The sequence below is a fragment of the Arthrobacter sp. ok909 genome, assembly GCF_900104405.1.
Taxonomy (GTDB): domain Bacteria; phylum Actinomycetota; class Actinomycetes; order Actinomycetales; family Micrococcaceae; genus Arthrobacter; species Arthrobacter humicola.
Window position 1 is genome coordinate 331,619 of the sequence record NZ_FNJS01000001.1, and the last position, 15,566, is coordinate 347,184.

General features: G+C 68.0%; 12 protein-coding genes. 4 read left to right on the top strand and 8 right to left on the bottom strand.

Features of this window, described 5'->3' with window-relative positions; translation table 11 throughout:
* Window positions 1-102: 102 nt before the first annotated feature.
* The 3 genes from BLR03_RS01500 to BLR03_RS01510 form a co-directional block, all read right to left on the bottom strand.
* On the bottom strand, window positions 103-2,133 hold the full coding sequence (locus BLR03_RS01500; protein ID WP_091248509.1) for a penicillin-binding transpeptidase domain-containing protein: 2,031 nt from the start codon (window positions 2,131-2,133) through the stop codon (window positions 103-105).
* Between the two features lie 116 nt (window positions 2,134-2,249).
* Window positions 2,250-2,906 carry a response regulator gene (locus BLR03_RS01505; RefSeq protein ID WP_091248840.1) on the bottom strand — a complete coding sequence of 219 codons (657 nt, stop codon included), beginning with the start codon at window positions 2,904-2,906 and terminating at the stop codon, window positions 2,250-2,252.
* Complete coding sequence (locus tag BLR03_RS01510) at window positions 2,903-4,273, bottom strand: sensor histidine kinase (RefSeq protein WP_091248512.1); 1,371 nt, start codon at window positions 4,271-4,273, stop codon at window positions 2,903-2,905. Before BLR03_RS01510 ends, BLR03_RS01505 begins: the two co-directional genes overlap by 4 nt.
* 188 nt (window positions 4,274-4,461) lie before the next feature.
* Here BLR03_RS01510 and BLR03_RS01515 point away from each other — a divergent pair, with 188 nt between their 5' ends.
* Both BLR03_RS01515 and BLR03_RS01520 read left to right on the top strand, forming a co-directional pair.
* Window positions 4,462-5,571 carry an ABC transporter permease gene (locus BLR03_RS01515; protein ID WP_091248514.1) on the top strand — a complete coding sequence of 370 codons (1,110 nt, stop codon included), beginning with the start codon at window positions 4,462-4,464 and terminating at the stop codon, window positions 5,569-5,571.
* 44 nt (window positions 5,572-5,615) lie between these two features.
* Window positions 5,616-6,398, top strand: a complete 783-nt coding sequence (locus BLR03_RS01520; RefSeq protein ID WP_254788100.1) for an ABC transporter ATP-binding protein — start codon at window positions 5,616-5,618, stop codon at window positions 6,396-6,398.
* Window positions 6,399-6,431: 33 nt separating this feature from the next.
* Here the strand turns inward: BLR03_RS01520 and BLR03_RS01525 are convergent, their stop codons facing one another.
* From BLR03_RS01525 to BLR03_RS01540, 5 genes are all read right to left on the bottom strand, one after another.
* Window positions 6,432-7,880 carry a phytoene desaturase family protein gene (locus BLR03_RS01525; protein WP_091248516.1) on the bottom strand — a complete coding sequence of 483 codons (1,449 nt, stop codon included), beginning with the start codon at window positions 7,878-7,880 and terminating at the stop codon, window positions 6,432-6,434.
* The gene (locus tag BLR03_RS01530; protein WP_091248520.1) at window positions 7,873-9,342 is read right to left on the bottom strand and encodes a glycosyltransferase family 87 protein; all 1,470 of its coding nucleotides are present in this window, start codon (window positions 9,340-9,342) and stop codon (window positions 7,873-7,875) included. Before BLR03_RS01530 ends, BLR03_RS01525 begins: the two co-directional genes overlap by 8 nt.
* A 282-nt stretch (window positions 9,343-9,624) precedes the next feature.
* Window positions 9,625-9,765 carry a hypothetical protein gene (locus tag BLR03_RS24280; protein ID WP_175460366.1) on the bottom strand — a complete coding sequence of 47 codons (141 nt, stop codon included), beginning with the start codon at window positions 9,763-9,765 and terminating at the stop codon, window positions 9,625-9,627.
* A 739-nt stretch (window positions 9,766-10,504) separates the two neighbouring features.
* Window positions 10,505-11,089, bottom strand: coding sequence for a histidine phosphatase family protein (locus tag BLR03_RS01535; RefSeq protein WP_175460367.1), 585 nt, complete (start codon window positions 11,087-11,089; stop codon window positions 10,505-10,507).
* The gene (locus tag BLR03_RS01540; RefSeq protein ID WP_091248522.1) at window positions 11,090-12,568 is read right to left on the bottom strand and encodes a CCA tRNA nucleotidyltransferase; all 1,479 of its coding nucleotides are present in this window, start codon (window positions 12,566-12,568) and stop codon (window positions 11,090-11,092) included. It abuts the gene before it with no gap.
* Window positions 12,569-12,739: 171 nt separating this feature from the next.
* Here BLR03_RS01540 and BLR03_RS01545 point away from each other — a divergent pair, with 171 nt between their 5' ends.
* Together BLR03_RS01545 and murJ are read left to right on the top strand one after the other, a co-directional pair.
* Entirely contained in the window at window positions 12,740-13,288 is a 549-nt protein-coding gene (locus tag BLR03_RS01545; protein WP_254788101.1) for an NUDIX hydrolase, read from the top strand.
* Window positions 13,289-13,348: 60 nt separating this feature from the next.
* Window positions 13,349-15,415 carry a murein biosynthesis integral membrane protein MurJ gene (gene murJ / locus BLR03_RS01550; RefSeq protein WP_091248846.1) on the top strand — a complete coding sequence of 689 codons (2,067 nt, stop codon included), beginning with the start codon at window positions 13,349-13,351 and terminating at the stop codon, window positions 15,413-15,415.
* Window positions 15,416-15,566: the final 151 nt, after the last annotated feature.

Sequence of the window (15,566 nt, forward strand, 5' to 3'; positions counted from 1 at the left end):
CCTTCAATCTTCCCACGGCCGCGCGGGCCTCCCGGCGGACGCCCCCCGCAGGACGTGAGGAGCGTCCGCCCTTCCCCCGCGGAACCTGAGGGAGCGGCCGGGTCAGCTGGCCCGGGTGAGGAACTCCTTGAGCAGCGGACCCGACGTGGTGGCCCCGAGGCCGCCGTCCTCCACGAAGACGGCGACGGCCAGATCACCGTGCACGGCGACGATCCAGGCATGGGTCTTGGGCGGGGTGTCATTGCCGAACTCGGCCGTTCCGGTCTTTGCTCCGACGGGCTCACCCGGGACGGACGCCAGGAACCCGGCGTGCCCGCTGGTCACGACGGCACGCATCATGTCAGCCAGTGACGCCGCTTCCGCCGCCGTAACCGGCGTCCCAGCGGCCGTGGCCGGTGCCGGTGCCGCAGCAGCGGATGTCGTCGCATCACCGGACGGCGGCGCTGCCGGCGCCGCGTCAGAGGCTCCGGTGCCGGCCGCGGGGGTGCTCTCGGCGCCCGGGGAAGTGGCGCCCGCATTCGGATTCAGCACCAGCTGGGCTGCCACCGGGGCCCCCTTGGCCACGGAGCCGGCCATGATGGCGGCGGCCAGCGGGGACAGGAGAACCTTGCCCTGGCCGATCATGGACGCGGCGTGCTCGGTGCCGGCGGCTTCCCCGGGAACTGAGCCAAGGAACGCGGCCGCCCCCAGCGCGGGCGCCTCGACGGCCACGCCGAGGGAGGTCGCGGCCGATTCGAGCTGCGCCTGGCTCACGGAGTCCCGGGCGTTGATGAAGGCGGTGTTGCAGGAGTGCGCGAAGGCATCGCGCAGCGTCACGGAACCCAGGGAGGACGCAGGGTACCCCTCGGCGTTCTTGAAAGTGCGGCCGTCCACCGTGAGGGTGGGCGGGCAGTCCACCTTGGAGTCGGGCGTCATTCCGTTGCGGAACATGGCCAGGGAATCAACCATCTTGAAGATTGAGCCGGGGGCGTACTGGCCCAGCATTGCCGTGTCATAGCCGTTGCTGCCCGGGCCGGAGGCCGCCGCCAGGACGGCGCCGCTGGAGGGCCGGAGCGCCACGATGGCCGACGCCGGACCGACGTTGCCGAGGACGTCCTCCGCGAGCTGCTGCAACTTCGGGTCCAGGGTGGTTTTCAGCGCGGTTCCGGGCTTCATCCCGGTCTGGAAGAGCACCCGCCGCGGATCCGGGGAGGTCGCCTGGATTTCCGCGGCGGTAAGGCCGGCCTTCTGCGCCCGGATCACGATGCCGTCGGTTCCCCGCAGCTGCGCGTCATACTGCTGCTGCAGGCCGCCGTTTCCGGTGGTGTCCCCGGGTTTGAGTGCGCCGCCGGACTTCTCGATCTGCTCCGCATTGGCTTCGGAGACGGTACCCAGCAGGGCCCGCGCAAACGTCCGGGTGGGGGCCAGCGGCAGGGTGTCCGGGATGGTTCGGGCGCCCGGGATGGCCGAGATCTGCTCGTCGGTGACGGTCCGGGAGCCGTCTTCGCGCAGGGTGATGGCGGGGACGAATGCCTCAGGACCGGTCGCGGCGACCTGCTGGGCGTAGGCGGCCGGGTCGACGCCGACGAGTTGGGCAAGCTTCGTGGCGGAGTCAGCGGGGTCCGCGCCGCCGAGTGCGGGCTTGTCGATGCCAACGTTGACCACGGGCCGGTACGTGACCAGCGGGACGTCGCCGGCGCCCAGAATGTCGGCCCGCTGCGGCGTCTGGGTGGCGCGGGTGACCACTTCCCCGTCAGCGAGGTCCGGGACAAGGATGGCCGGTTTCCATACGGTGAGCCACTTGTCGCCGGACTTCTTTAGCTGCGCGGAAACGGTATATTTCCATTCCTCCGCCCCGACCTTCCAGATGTAGTTCAGCGGAAAAGTGGCCGTGTCCGCGTCGAATGCAAGGTCTCCGGCCTGCACGGCCGGTTTGTCCGGATCAAGTCCCTTGAAAATTTCCTTGAGCTGGTCGTTTGCGGCGCCCGAGTCCTTGCCCTCAAAGGCGACGGATCCGACGTCGAGCGCGGACACTGCGGTGGCGAGCTGGTTGGCAGCATCTTGCGCGCCCGCCCGGCCGTCGCCGCAGGCGGCCAGCGAGCCGCAAAGAACAAGGCCCACAAGGGCCAGTGCAAGTTTTGGTGAGTTCCCCATGGCGACATTATGCCCCGGGCCACGGACAACGCCCTTGTCACACAGCGCAGTCACACAACGCGGTCACGCCGCTCAACCACACCGCACAACCGCCCAACTTCCCCGCACGACGCCGACTAGGGCCTCCGGATGATGCGCCGCTGCGCGGCCACGGCGATTGCGGCGGTGCGGTTGTCCACGCCGAGCTTGCCGTAGATGTGCACCAGGTGGGTCTTGACCGTTGCCTCCGAGATGAAGAGCTGCTTCGCGATCGCCCGGTTTCCCATGCCCGTAGCCAGCAGTTCCAGCAACTGGATCTCGCGGGCGGACAGGGCCGGCTCCGGGTTCCGGATCCGGCCCATCAGCCGGGCCGCGACCTCTGGGGCCAGCGCCGTTCCGCCCGCGGCGGCGGACAGTACCGCCTGGCGGATCTGCTCGGGCGGGGCGTCCTTGAGCATGTAGCCGCTGGCGCCAGCCTCGACGGCGGCGAGGATGTCGGCATCGGAGTCGTAGGTGGTGAGGATGAGTACCGGCGGCGCGGGCTGGCCGGTTTCTCCGGCTTTGATCCTGCCGGTGGCGGTGACCCCGTCCATGCCGTCGCCCATCTGCAGGTCCATGAGCACCACGTCCGCGGGCTCACCCAAGGTGTGGAGCCTGGCCAGTCCGGCCAGGGCGGCGCCGCCGTCGGCTGCCTCGGCCACGACGGTGATGCCTTCCAGATCACCGAGCATGGCCCGCAGCCCGGCCCGGACCACGGGGTGGTCGTCCACGAGGAACACCCGAATGTTGTTCACTGCCATCCCTCCTTAACGTGCGCGGGCCCGGCGGCGGAACGGCTGGCTTCGCCCAGGGGCAGCCGGATGGCCACCACGGTTCCCTCTCCCGGGGCGGATTCGATGTCCAACCGGCCGTGCAGGGCCGCCACGCGCTCCCGCAGCGCCGTCAATCCATAGCCGGAACCGTCCGGGCGGGCGGTCAGCGCCGCGGGGTCGAACCCGGTGCCGTCGTCGTAGATGTCCATGGCCACGTCCGGACCCAGGAAGGACAGGGTGACGACGGCGGTACTCGCCTTCGCATGAACCCGGACATTGGCCAGGCTCGCTTGTGCGGCGCGGAGCAGGGCGGTCTGGAAGGCTCCGGGAAGGTCCACAGGCGCTCCCTCGACGTCGAGGCGGCAGGACAGGCCCGCGCCGCGGGCGGCGGCTTCCGCTTCAGTCTTTTCACACAGCCGAAGGAGACTGGTCACGAGGGAACCGTCCTCAAGATCGGGGGATTGGAGGGCCCGGACGAAGTTGCGGGCCTCTGCAAGGTTGGCGGCGGCCGTGTCCTGGACTATGCGGAGCCTCTCCCGGGCCACGGCGGGCTCACCGTTGTCCAGGGCTTTCTCGGCCGCGCGCGCCATCAGCACGATGCTCGAAAGGCCTTGGGCGAGGGTGTCATGGATTTCGCGGGCCAGCCGGCCGCGCTCGGCCAGGGTGCCGGCATCGTGCTGGGTACGGGCGAGTTCGGCACGGGTGCGGCGGAGATCCTCGGCCGCCTGCCGCTGGTTTTCCGCCTCCAGAAACAGCGCCCGGTAGGCCAGGCCCGTGACCACAGCGAAGGCTGCGCCGAACGCCGGCCCGAGCACCATGGGCAGCTGCAGCGCCATGCCGGCCGGCTCCCCGCTGGCCTGTTCCGAAGGTGAGATACCGCCGTTGTGGAACCAGAGCGCCGCAATGACCAGAAGGGTGCTTAGGGCGATCGCCGGCAGCGCCAGCCGCCGCCGAAGCACGTGCAGCTGCAGGAAGAACAGCGGGAAAGCCAGCCAGACGAAGTCGGCGCTGGTCCAGATCAGCAGGAGCCACAGGAGGCTGACACCGCCCAGCCACCAGCCGGAATAGGGCCTCGGATCGAACCGGGCACGCCCGGCGGCATGCCGCTTCTCCAGGATGGTACCCACGAGATAGAAAGCGGCGAACAACAGGGCCAGCAGCAGGGTGATCCAGCCCGGGCCCGTGATTCCGCCGGCCACCAGCCGGACCAGCGCCACCAGGAGCAGCACCGCGAAGCCGACGTGAAGGCTCACGCGCAGAACGCGCAGAATGACGGCCGCCCCGGTGGACTCGGTCTGACCGCTGTGACGTGTGCCGTCGTGGACCGTGTTGCCGGCGTCGCCCTCCATGCTTCCAGCCTAGTGCCGGCCGGGCGGCCCGCCTGCGGAGAACGGCGCGACGACGGCGGAATCAACCATTTGGTTGATCGCAGAGCCGTCCTTACGGTGTGGCCGGTCCAGCCGGGCGGCCGATGTCCGGGAGCCGGGCGAAGGGAAGGCTGGAAGCAACGCCTCCTTCCTCACGAAAAAGGACCACCATGTATCTCGCCATCCGCGATATCCGCTTCGCCAAGGGGCGGTTTGCCCTCATGGGGGCGGTCGTCGCCCTCATCACGCTCCTGCTCGTCATGCTCTCCGGGCTCACCGCCGGACTCGGCAACCAGTCGACGTCGGCCCTCGCCGCCCTCCCGGCCGACCAGCTGGTCTTCGGCGCCCCGGCCGGGAGCGCGCCCAAAGCCTCGTTCACCGAATCCGAAGTCACGCGCGCCCAACAGGCCGAGTGGGCGTCACGCGACGGCGTCGACCGCGCCGACGCCGTGGGAATCAGCCAAAGCCGCTTCCAGGCGCTGGGCGCAGGAGCCGTACCGGCCCGCACAGCCAGTGTCGCGGTCTTCGGCACAGAGCCGGGCACCGACCTGGCGCCCGCCGACCTGACGGAAGGAAGTGTCGCCGTCGGAGCCGTCCTGGCGAAGGAACTGGACCTCAGCGTCGGCAGCCGCGCCTCGGTGGGCGGCACTGAGCTCGTCGTGACGGCCGTCGTTCCGGAGCAGTGGTACTCGCACACCGGCGTCGTCTGGACCACGTTGGCCGACTGGCAGAAGGTGGCCCACGTCCCCGACCGGGGCGCCGCAACGGTGCTCGCCGTGACGTTTGGCCCAGGAAACTCCGCCGCCGGCGCCGGCGTGGATATTAACGCCGCCAACGCGGCGGCGGGAACCGTCAGCACCACCGTGGACGGATCCTTCCAGGCCCTCGGCTCCTACAAGAGCGAGAACGGCTCGCTCCTGCTCATGCAGGCGTTCCTGTACGGCATCTCTGCCCTCGTGATCGTTGCCTTCCTGACCGTCTGGACGGTCCAGCGCACCCGGGATATCGCCGTCCTGAAAGCGCTGGGCGGGTCCGCCCGCTACATCCTCCGGGATGCCATGGCCCAGGCGGCTCTGGTTCTGCTGGCCGGCGCGGCGGCGGGAGGCCTGGCCGGCGTGGGCGGCGGGGTCCTCGCGTCCCGGGCCGCGCCGTTCCTCCTCACGCCGTGGACAACGCTGCTGCCGATCGCCGGAATCGTGCTCCTGGGCCTGGCCGGGGCAGCCCTCGCCGTCCACAGCGTCGCGCGGGTGGATCCGCTCATCGCCCTCGGCGGCAACTGACCTGCCCACGCCCCGCCCCTTATATTCCCAGAAAGGCATATCTAGTGCATTCCACCCTGAACAACCCTGTCCGGAACAATACCGCCCTGAACCTTGTCAACGTCACACTGGAGTATCCGGACGGAGACGGCACCCTCAAGGCCTTGAACGATGTGAGCCTCAAGGTTCACGCGGGGGAGTTTGTCTCCTTGATTGGCCCGTCGGGGTCCGGCAAGTCGTCCCTGCTAGCCGTCGCCGCCACCCTGGTCCGGCCCTCTGCTGGCCTGGTGATGATCGACGGACAGGATGCGGGCGGGCTCTCCGACGCCGGCCGGACGGCACTGCGCCGGGACAAGATCGGCATCATCTTCCAGCAGCCCAATCTCCTGCCCTCGCTCACCGCGATGGAACAACTGGTGATCACCCAGCGTCTCCGCGGCGGGGCCTCCCGCTCGGCGGCCGACCGCGCCGCGGGACTCCTGGAACGCGTCGGTCTCGGACAGTCCCTCGCGAAGCGGCCCCACCAGCTATCCGGCGGACAGCGCCAGCGCGTCAACATTGCCCGGGCGCTCATGGGAAGCCCTGCCCTGTTGCTCGTGGACGAGCCGACGGCGGCCCTTGACCACGACCGCAGCGAGGCGATTGTCCGGCTGCTGCGGGAAGTTACGGACGAGTTCGGCGTGGCGACCATCATGGTCACGCACGACACCGACTTCGTACCGTTCACGGATGCCGTGGCGAGCATGCGCGACGGTCGGCTTTCGGCCCCGCGCCCGGCCGCGGCCGTGCAAGACACCGCGACCGGTGTCGAGGACGCCGCGGCCGTGGAGGTGCCGCACTTGGGATAGCGCCTCGTGTGGGCCCGGTTAACCGGATTAGGGCTAGGGGACCCGGTGGCCGAGGTCCGGGACACCTAGCCCAAACATGTCCTTCAGCGCATAGCTCGCCGCGTGGAAGCCGGGCATCCCGGTGACCCCGGGTCCCGGCGGGGTGGAAGACGAGCACAGATACACGCCGGGCAGCGGCGTCCGCCAGGGAACGCGGCCGAGCACGGGGCGCCGCAGCATGCCCTGCAGGTCCATGCGGCCGGCGCTGAAGTCCCCGCCAACGTAGTTCTCGTCGTACGCTGCCAGCCCGGCAGCGGTCGTCACCTTGAACTGAATAACCAGGTCGCGGAATCCGGGCGCGAAGCGCTCCAGCTGCGCCATCACCGCTTCGCTCATGTCCACCGTAGAGCCCGCCGGAACGTGGCAATAGGTCCAGAGGATGTGCCGGCCGGCCGGAGCGCGGCCGGCATCGAAGCGTGAGGGCTGGGAGACCAGCACGTACGGCCGGTCAGGGTGCCGGCCGGACGCAACCTGGTTCTCCGCATCGGCAGTCTCCGCCCGGGTGCCGCCCACATGGACCGTCCCGGCATCGGCAAGGCCACCAGCCGCCCACGGAACCGGCCCGGAGAGAATGAAGTCCACCTTGCAGGCCGCGTTCCCGAAGCGGAAGGCCTCCAGGGCACGCCGGTAGCCCGCCGGGAACATGTCCCCGGCCAGGCCCAGCAGCGCGGGGGGCGCCACATCCAGCAGGGTGGCCCGGGCCGGGGGCAGCTCGGCGAGCGTACTGATCCGCCTCCCGGTCTCGATAACTCCGCCGTGGGCTTCGATGTCGGCGGTCAGCGCCCGGGCAATCGCGGCCGATCCGCCGTGCGGAACCGGCCAGCCGCCGACGTGCCCCAGGGCACCCAGCATCAGGCCGGCGCCGGCGGCGGTGACCGAGGGCAGCGGTGCCACGGCATGCGCGGCGGCGCCGCTGAGCAGGGCCGGGGCCAGGTCCTCCCGGAACCTCGCATTCCACAGCCGCGAACCCTGTTCGAGCGTCCGGAACCCGAACGCGGCGGCTGCCGCGGGGTGCCGCGGAATCCGCAGCAGCTGGTTCAGGGTCAGGTCGGCCACTCCCTCCACCCCGCGCACGAGCGGGGCCATGAGGCGGCGGTAGGCGGCGCCGTCGCGGCCGAGTTCAGTAGCCGTGCGCTCCAGGGAACGGTATGCCAGCGCCACGCGGCCGCCGTCGAGCGGGGACCCGTAGGAGACGTCCGGTACCGCGAGGGACACCCGCCGGGACAGCTCGAACCGGCGGAAGAACGGCGAGGCCAGGACCATGGGGTGCACGGCCGAACAGACGTCATGGAAGTGGGCCGGTTCCATCAGTTCGGCGGTGCGCAGTCCGCCGCCGGGGGTGGGCGCGGCCTCGAACACGCGGACCTCGAGCCCGGCCCGCGCCATGGTCACCGCCGCTGCCAGCCCGTTAGGGCCGGCACCGACGACGGCGACGTCAGTCACCTGCTGCGGCCTTCTGCCACGGCAGCAGGGACGCCGCGGGTCGGCGGAGATCCAGCCGCAGCCAGTCCGGGGCGCCGTTGAAGGGGCCGCCGTGGGGATCATCCACGCGAAGCCGCCGGATGACATCCGAGGACGGATCCCAGATGTCCCAGGCGACACGCACCATCAGGTAGCCGGTGGCCAGCATGTGGGCGGCCACTGCCAGGACGTAGTACGGCATATCGATGTTGTGCTGGGTGGAGCCGCCGCTGGTGGCCTGCCCCAGGTACATCCAGATGGCACCCCAGTGCAGGGCTTCGATGGCCTGCCAGATCAGGAAGTCCCGCCAGCGAGGCCGTGCGAGGGCGATCAGCGGGATCAGCCACAAAACGAACTGGGGCGAGTAGACCTTATTCGTAAGGATGAAGGCCGCCACGATCAGGAATGCCAGTTGCGCGATCCGCGGCCGCCGGGGTGCTGTCAGGGCGAGTACCGCGATCAGGACGCAGGCCACGAGGAACAGGTCCAATGCGAGGGAGTTGATGGCTTCGGCCTGGAGCTGGTTCCAGCCCAGGCGGCCGGCCACCAGGTTGAAGGCGAACCAGGGTGAGCTGTAGCCGGCCGGCCGCTCCTGCGTGAATTGGTAGAAGTACTTCCAGCCGTCCGGATTCGCGGCGGCCACGGGAACGTTGACCACCAGCCAGGCTGCGATCGCGGCACCGGCAGTGATCATGAGCGCCCGGATGCGCCCGGTCCGCAGTGCCAGCAGCAGGACGGCGCCGAGAATCAACACCGGGTAGAGCTTGGTGGCGGTGCCCAGGCCGATGAAGATTCCGGCGAGGATTAGCTTGTTGCGGGAAAAGAAATACATGCCAAGGGCCAGCAGGCACACGGCCCACATGTCCCAGTTGATGACGCCCGCCAGGACTATGCCGGGGGCCAGGGCAACCATCGCCGCGTCCCAGGACCGCCGCCGGTTCGTCCGAGCCGTGGCCAGGACCGTGATGATCCAGACGGCGGCGATCAGGGTGGCGTTGACGTCGAAGTACCCCAGGACCCTCGGGTTCCCCGTACCGGCGCCGGGCACCAGGAGCGCCGTGGCGCCCGCGATGAGTCCCATCAGCACGGGGTACTCGAAGAGAGCTCCCTGGGTGATGAACGGGAAAGCGCCGTCGCCAAGGCCCCGATTGCGGAACAGCTCCGGAAAATCCGAGTAGCACGTGGCGTAGAACTGTCCGGGGGTTTCCCAGCCGTTGGTGCGGCAGTAGTTCTTGAGGACAATGCCGGTCAGGGCGGCGATGACGGTGAGGATCACGAGCACCCGGTCCACCGTGAAGAATCCGGGCGACACGATCCCGGGCGCCGAGCGGTGGCCCAAGGGGCCGCCTACCAGTTCCGTGAAGTTTCGGAGAAAAGGGTCGCTGCGGCTCGGGATGACCAATCGGACCCGTTTGCGGTGTTCCGGCGCCTTTGTCTCCTGCATGACCTTGAGCTTACCGGGGGCCGTTGCCGCTCGCCGCGCTCCGGCCCGGCCGGCACGTCAGTTCATTGCCAGAGCCGCGCCTGAGGCGCCCGCGGAGGCACCCGCGGCGGGGCTTAAATGAGGGAGCCCGTGCGTCGCCGCACGGGCTCCCCGGGGTTCGGTTCCGATGTCAGCCATCAGCCCCTCCTTCGCTGCAGACAGTCCTGCCGGTCCCTGATTTCATCCCGGCGATTTCATCCCTGTGCGGGACCGCGGCGGAAGCGTCCGGTGTTCATCCGGGGGTCAGCGGAAGAGGCCGGCCTGGTGGATGGCGAGGAAGACTTCGTCGCGCTTCTGGTCAAGGAGTTGCCCGTTGAAGCGTGTTGACTCCTTGCGGGTCGGCTTCCTGGTCATAAACAAGGCCTTGTAGAGCTTGGTCATCATGGTGGTCACCTCCTCTCGAGGGCTTGATCGGTGCGGCCGCGTGGCGGGTGCAGCGGGACGGCGGACTGGGGCGGTGGTTGATGTGGTCACGGGAACCTTTCTGTGAGGGAACCGCCGGCCGGCCGGGGCTTCACGGAAATAGCCGGACCAAACGGACGGGCGGCAGTTCTTGGGCACAACAAATAAAGCCATATGTGCATTGAATTCGAATAGCATCGTCCGGACACAACAATTAAGCGTGAAATTCCGGAGCTTTAATTTAAGTCGGAATTACCCGGGTGCGAAGAGATATTCGATGGAGAATGGCCCTGGACGCGGTAGTGCCGCAACCTCAACAAGAAGCTGGGTTCCGAACTATGGGGGTGCTGCGCAACCGCGTGGTTCCGCCTGTTCAGCCTGAGGTCAAAGGGGTTCCCCTCAGGGAAGCCCGCTGCCGCCGTCTCCAGGTTGCATTACCTGGGGGGACGGGCGGTTAGGAGACGGTCAGTCCAAAATTTGGGCGCGGTACAGCGAACGAGGCCGGGTTGGCGGTGGTGGAGTACATCCATCCGCTAGTCAAAGTAATCATCATTTTCCCAACCTCCTTTTCTGTCCTGCCGAGGCTTCGGCTGACTGGCCGGGCGACGCGCGCCGTGACCCTGGCAAGTCGCTCTGGGGTCATGAATAAAAATACACTACGAATGCGGCAGATGCCTACCGAATTCATAAAGTTTTTTGAAGTTTATTTTGTTAGGTGAATTTAGAGGCCCCAGCGGACGATTGCCGGCGTCTTCTTGTCCCATCCCAACGTGCACACTTTGGCGGTCCCCAACACGAAATGCCGTCCCTCGTGGGGGTCCAGTCCGAGCCAGCGGGCGGTCAGGATGCGGGAGAAGTGTCCGTGCGCGACGATCAGGACGTTATCCAGGCCCGATTCCAGCACGCGGGCCACGATCTTGTCCGCGCGGGCGGCGACGTCGTCGAGCGCCTCTCCGTTGGGGACGCCGTGCGTCCAGATCAGGTAGTCGGGGTTGTCCTTGCGGATGAGGTCCGAGCTGATGCCTTCGTAGTCGCCGTAGTCCCATTCGACCGCCAGCGGCTCCAGCTGGGCGTCGGGATAGCCGGCGAGTTCGGCGGTCCGGCGCGCCCGGCGCAGCGGCGAGGTAAGCACGAGGTCAAAGTCGACAGTCTCGAGCACCCTGCGCGCCTCCACTGCCTGCTGCTCGCCTTCCACTGTGAGGGGCATGTCGGTCAGCCCGGTGTACTGACCGCTCTTGGACCACTCGGTTTCCCCGTGCCGCAGGATCCACAGTTGGGGGCGGGGGCCGTTGGAAGGTGCAATCACTTAGGACTCCTCGGTGGTGGAAGGTTCGGCGCCGGCGGGCGCCGCCTCGGGCTGGGCCGTCCACCATTCCCGCAGGCGGGATTCGGCGACGGCGGGATCGAGCGGACCGTGCTCCATGCGTTCTTCCAGCAGGAATTTGTAGGCGCGTCCCACGACCGGTCCGGGCCTGAGCCCGAGCAGGGCCATGATCTGGCCGCCGTCGAGGTCCGGGCGGACGGCGTCGAGGGATTCCTGTTCCCGCAGCGCCGCAATCCTGTCCTCGAGGTCGTCGTAGGCGAAGGACAGCCGGTCCGCCTTGCGCTGGTTCCGGGTGGTGACGTCGGAGCGGGTGAGCCGGTGCAGGCGTTCCAGCAGGGGCCCGGCGTCGGTGACATAGCGTCGGACAGCGGAATCGCTCCAGCCGGCCTCGCCGTAGCCGTAGAAGCGCATGTGCAGCTCGACGAGCCGGGCGACAGCCTTGATGGTGTCGTTGTCGAAGCGGAGCGCCTTCATGCGCTTGGCGGTCAGCTTGGCGCCCACCATGTCGTGGTGGCGGAAGCTCACGGCCCCGCCCGGTTCAAAACGGCGCGTGGCCGGCTTTCCGACGTCGTGCATGAGAGCGGCGAACCGCAGCACAAAATCCGGACCGGGAACCGGGCCGTCTGCCCCGGTCTCCAAGGCTGCGGCCTGTTCCAGCACCTGGAGCGAGTGCTGGTAGACGTCCTTGTGGCGGTGGTGTTCGTCCGATTCAAGGCGCAGGGCCGCGACTTCGGGCAGCACAAGGTCGGCGAGTCCGGTGTCCACCAGCAGGTCCACGCCGGCCCGCGGGTGTGCCGCACAAATGAGCTTGGTCAGTTCATCACGCACACGCTCGGCCGAGATGATGCTGATCCGCTCCGCCATGCGGGCCATCGCCTCGCGGACTTCGGGGTGCACCGAGACTCCGAGCTGGGCCGCGAACCTGGCGGCGCGCATCATGCGCAGGGGGTCGTCGGAGAAGGACGTTTCCGGCGGTCCCGGTGTGTTGAGGACGGAGGCGTGCAGGTCGCGGACGCCGCCGAACGGATCCACGAGCTCCAGCATGGGCAGCCGCAGCGCCATGGCGTTGATCGTGAAGTCCCGCCGCAGCAGGTCATCCGTGAGCGACGTTCCGAAGGCCACCACGGGCTTGCGGGACTCAGGATCGTAGGCGTCGGCCCGGTAGGTGGTGATTTCGATCTGGAAATCACCCTTGCGCATTCCGATGGTGCCGAACGCGCGCCCGATCTCCCAGTAGTTGTCTGCCCATTTCTTGATCAGGGCGACGGTCTGGTCCGGCGTGGCGTCGGTAGTGAAGTCCAGGTCCGGGGAGATCCGGCCGAGAAACAGGTCACGGACGGGCCCTCCCACTAACGACAGCTCGTGGCCGGCGTCGACGAAGCGCTGCCCAAGCTCCAGAACCACCGGATCCACCTTGAAGGCAACGGTGTGGGAGTCAGTCTTGTGATGTGCGTGCGCCATAGTTACTTAAGCTTGTCAGAAATCCGCGCCAGCACCACACCGGAGCCTTCCAGGATCCGCCTGGTTCGTCACGATTGCGGACGAAGCACCGCAAGCCCAGTTTTCCGGCAGTCCATTTTACGGCCATGTTTAGGTCATCAACAGCGGGCAAGAGTCGTTAGAGTGGACATCATGGCCCATCCCGTACCGAGCGCTCCCGGCAGGAGGACAAACGCACCGTTGCCGTCGGCAATAGGTGCCAATGTCGCGCCCGTCCAGCACCCGGGACAGGCTTCCCTCCCCACCGTGGAGGAAATCTCCGCCGGCGGGGTCGTGGTGGACATGTCCGACGCCGAACTCCGGGTCGCGATTATCGCCCGCCTCAACCGCGGCGGCCGACTCGAATGGTGCCTGCCGAAGGGCCACCCGGAAGGCAAGGAAAGCAACGAGGAAGCCGCCGTCCGCGAGATCGCCGAGGAAACCGGGATCGAAGGGAAAATTCTGGCGCCGCTGGGAAGCATCGACTACTGGTTCACCGTGAGCGGGCACCGTGTCCACAAGACCGTGCACCACTACCTCCTCCGTGCCACGGGCGGGGAACTGACCATCGAAAACGATCCGGACAAGGAAGCAGTGGACGTCGCCTGGGTTCCCATCCAAGAACTGGCGCGCAAGCTATCCTTCCCCAATGAGCGCCGCATCGCGGATCTGGCCAAGGAAGTCCTCCCGGCGGACCGCTGAGATCCCCGAGCGGCCGGTCACGGCCCCGGATAGCGACTAATGCCCCGCGCGGGTGAGACGATGAAGACGATGTCATCAGCCAAACCCGCCCCCGTTCCCTCCGGCCCCGCCGATTCCAAAGCTGTCCAGTCCGGAGAAGCCCGTTCCAGCGCCATAATGGCCGCGGGAACGCTCGTTTCGCGCTTTCTGGGCTTCGCCAAGACGTGGATGCTGGCGGCTGCCCTGGGTCTGGGTTCCACCGTCAATGACACCTTCATCAACGCCAACAATCTCCCCAACCTGATCTTCCTGCTGGTGGCGGGCGGGGTCTTCAACGCTGTTCTGGTGCCGCAGATCATCAAGGCCAGCAAGGCCCCGGATAAGGGAGCGGACTACATCAGCCGGCTGCTGACCCTGGCGGTGCTGGTGCTGCTGGTCCTCACGCTGGCGATCACGTTGCTGGCGCCGTCGGTCATTCAACTGACCACCCAGGGCTACTCGCCACAGCAGAAGGCCCTCGCGGTGTCGTTCGCGTTCTGGTGCCTCCCGCAGATCTTCTTCTACGGCCTGTACGCCCTGCTGACCCAGGTCCTCAATGCCCACGGCGCCTTCGGGCCCGCGATGTGGGCGCCGATCGTCAACAACATCGTGGCGATCGCCGGGCTGGGCATGTTCATCGGCATCATGGGGGCGAACGCCGTCAACCCTCACACGGTCGACAACTGGGGGTCCTTCCAGACCTTGCTGGTGGCCGGGTTCTCCACCATCGGCGTCGTCGCGCAGACCGCCATCCTGCTCATTCCCGTGTTCAGGCTGCGCCTGGGCCTGCGGCCGCGCTTTGGCTGGCGCGGGGTCGGGCTGGGCCACGCCGCGAAGCTGAGCGTCTGGACCCTGGCGACGGCCGCCGTCGGGCAGCTGGCGTTCCTTTACGTCATGCGCATCGCCACCATTCCGGGCGGGGAACGGCTCCGCCTGGCACAGGCCGGGGACCCCGCGGCGGAAAGCATCCCCGGCAACGCCGTGCTGGAGGTGGCCAGCCAGCTGTATCTGCTGCCGCACTCCATCATTGCGCTGTCCCTTGCCACGGTGTTATTCAACCGGATGACCCGGGCGTCGCAGGACGGCGACCGGGCTGCGCTGCGCAGCGCGCTCTCCCACGGGCTGCGGACTATGGCCGTGGCGACCGTCTTCGGCGCGCTGGCGCTCTTCGCGCTGGCCGGGCCGCTGGGCATGTTCTTCTCCGGCGGGGTGCGTCAGGACGGCGTCATGCTGGCCCAAACGCTCACCATCCTGGCTCTCAGCACCCCCTTCATGAGCGCCAACTTCATGATGTCGCGGGTCTTCTACGCCAACGAGGACGCCCGGACACCCTTCTTCATCCAGCTGGTCCTGGCGCTGGTCAACGTGGTGGCCGCGTTCGTGATCCAGTTCCTGCCGTTCGATCAGATCATCTTCGCCATCGCCACCCTCTATACCGGCGGCAATATCCTCTCGGTGATCGTCAGCGCGATCTTCCTGCGCCGGCTCCTGGGCCATCTGGACGGCCCCCGCATCGCCAGCTCCTACATCCGCATGGGCTATGCGGCCCTGGGGTCCGCCCTGGCCGGAGCCGTCGCCCTGTGGCTGCTGGGCAGTTACAACCCGGACGGCTTCGTCTGGAGCGACCGGATCGCCGCTCTGGTGACGATCGTCGTCGTCGGCCCCGTCATGCTGGCCGTCTACTTCCTGTTGCTGAAAATGTTCCGTGTGACCGAGCTCCAGGACCTCCTGCAGCCGCTCCTTGGACGGCTCCGGCGCCGGGCAGCCCCGGCAGAGCAGGGCACCGAGCCCCGCGCCCAAGGCGCAGCGGAGGTGCGGCGGGTGCCGGAGCGGGCCACCGTCTCGGTGGACACCGGCCTAATTCCGCGAATTTCCGGCGAGTTCGATGCCGCGTCCTTCCGGGCCGGTCCCGACATCCCGGATGAAGATACGTTCCCCTATAGCCGCCAAGCCGGTCCGGAAGGCGGCTACCTGCCGGCCGAAGACCTCCCCAGCACCGCGCAAGGCGGTTTGGGCCGGGGCGACGTTCCCCTGCCGGGGCGCCGGACCTATCAGGGACCGGCTGGTCACAACCCCTATTTCCCGTTCAACCGGAAAAAGAAAAAATGAGCCCGGCTCCGTTTCAAAACGCCGTGCTCACGCGGCCCGGACAGAGCATCGGCTAGGATCGAAGACTAACAAGGGGAGTTGCAGACCAGCGGTCATCCGGCTTGCCGGAGGGCACAGGGTCGCTCACAGAGTGACCACGTCGGCAGGTCCC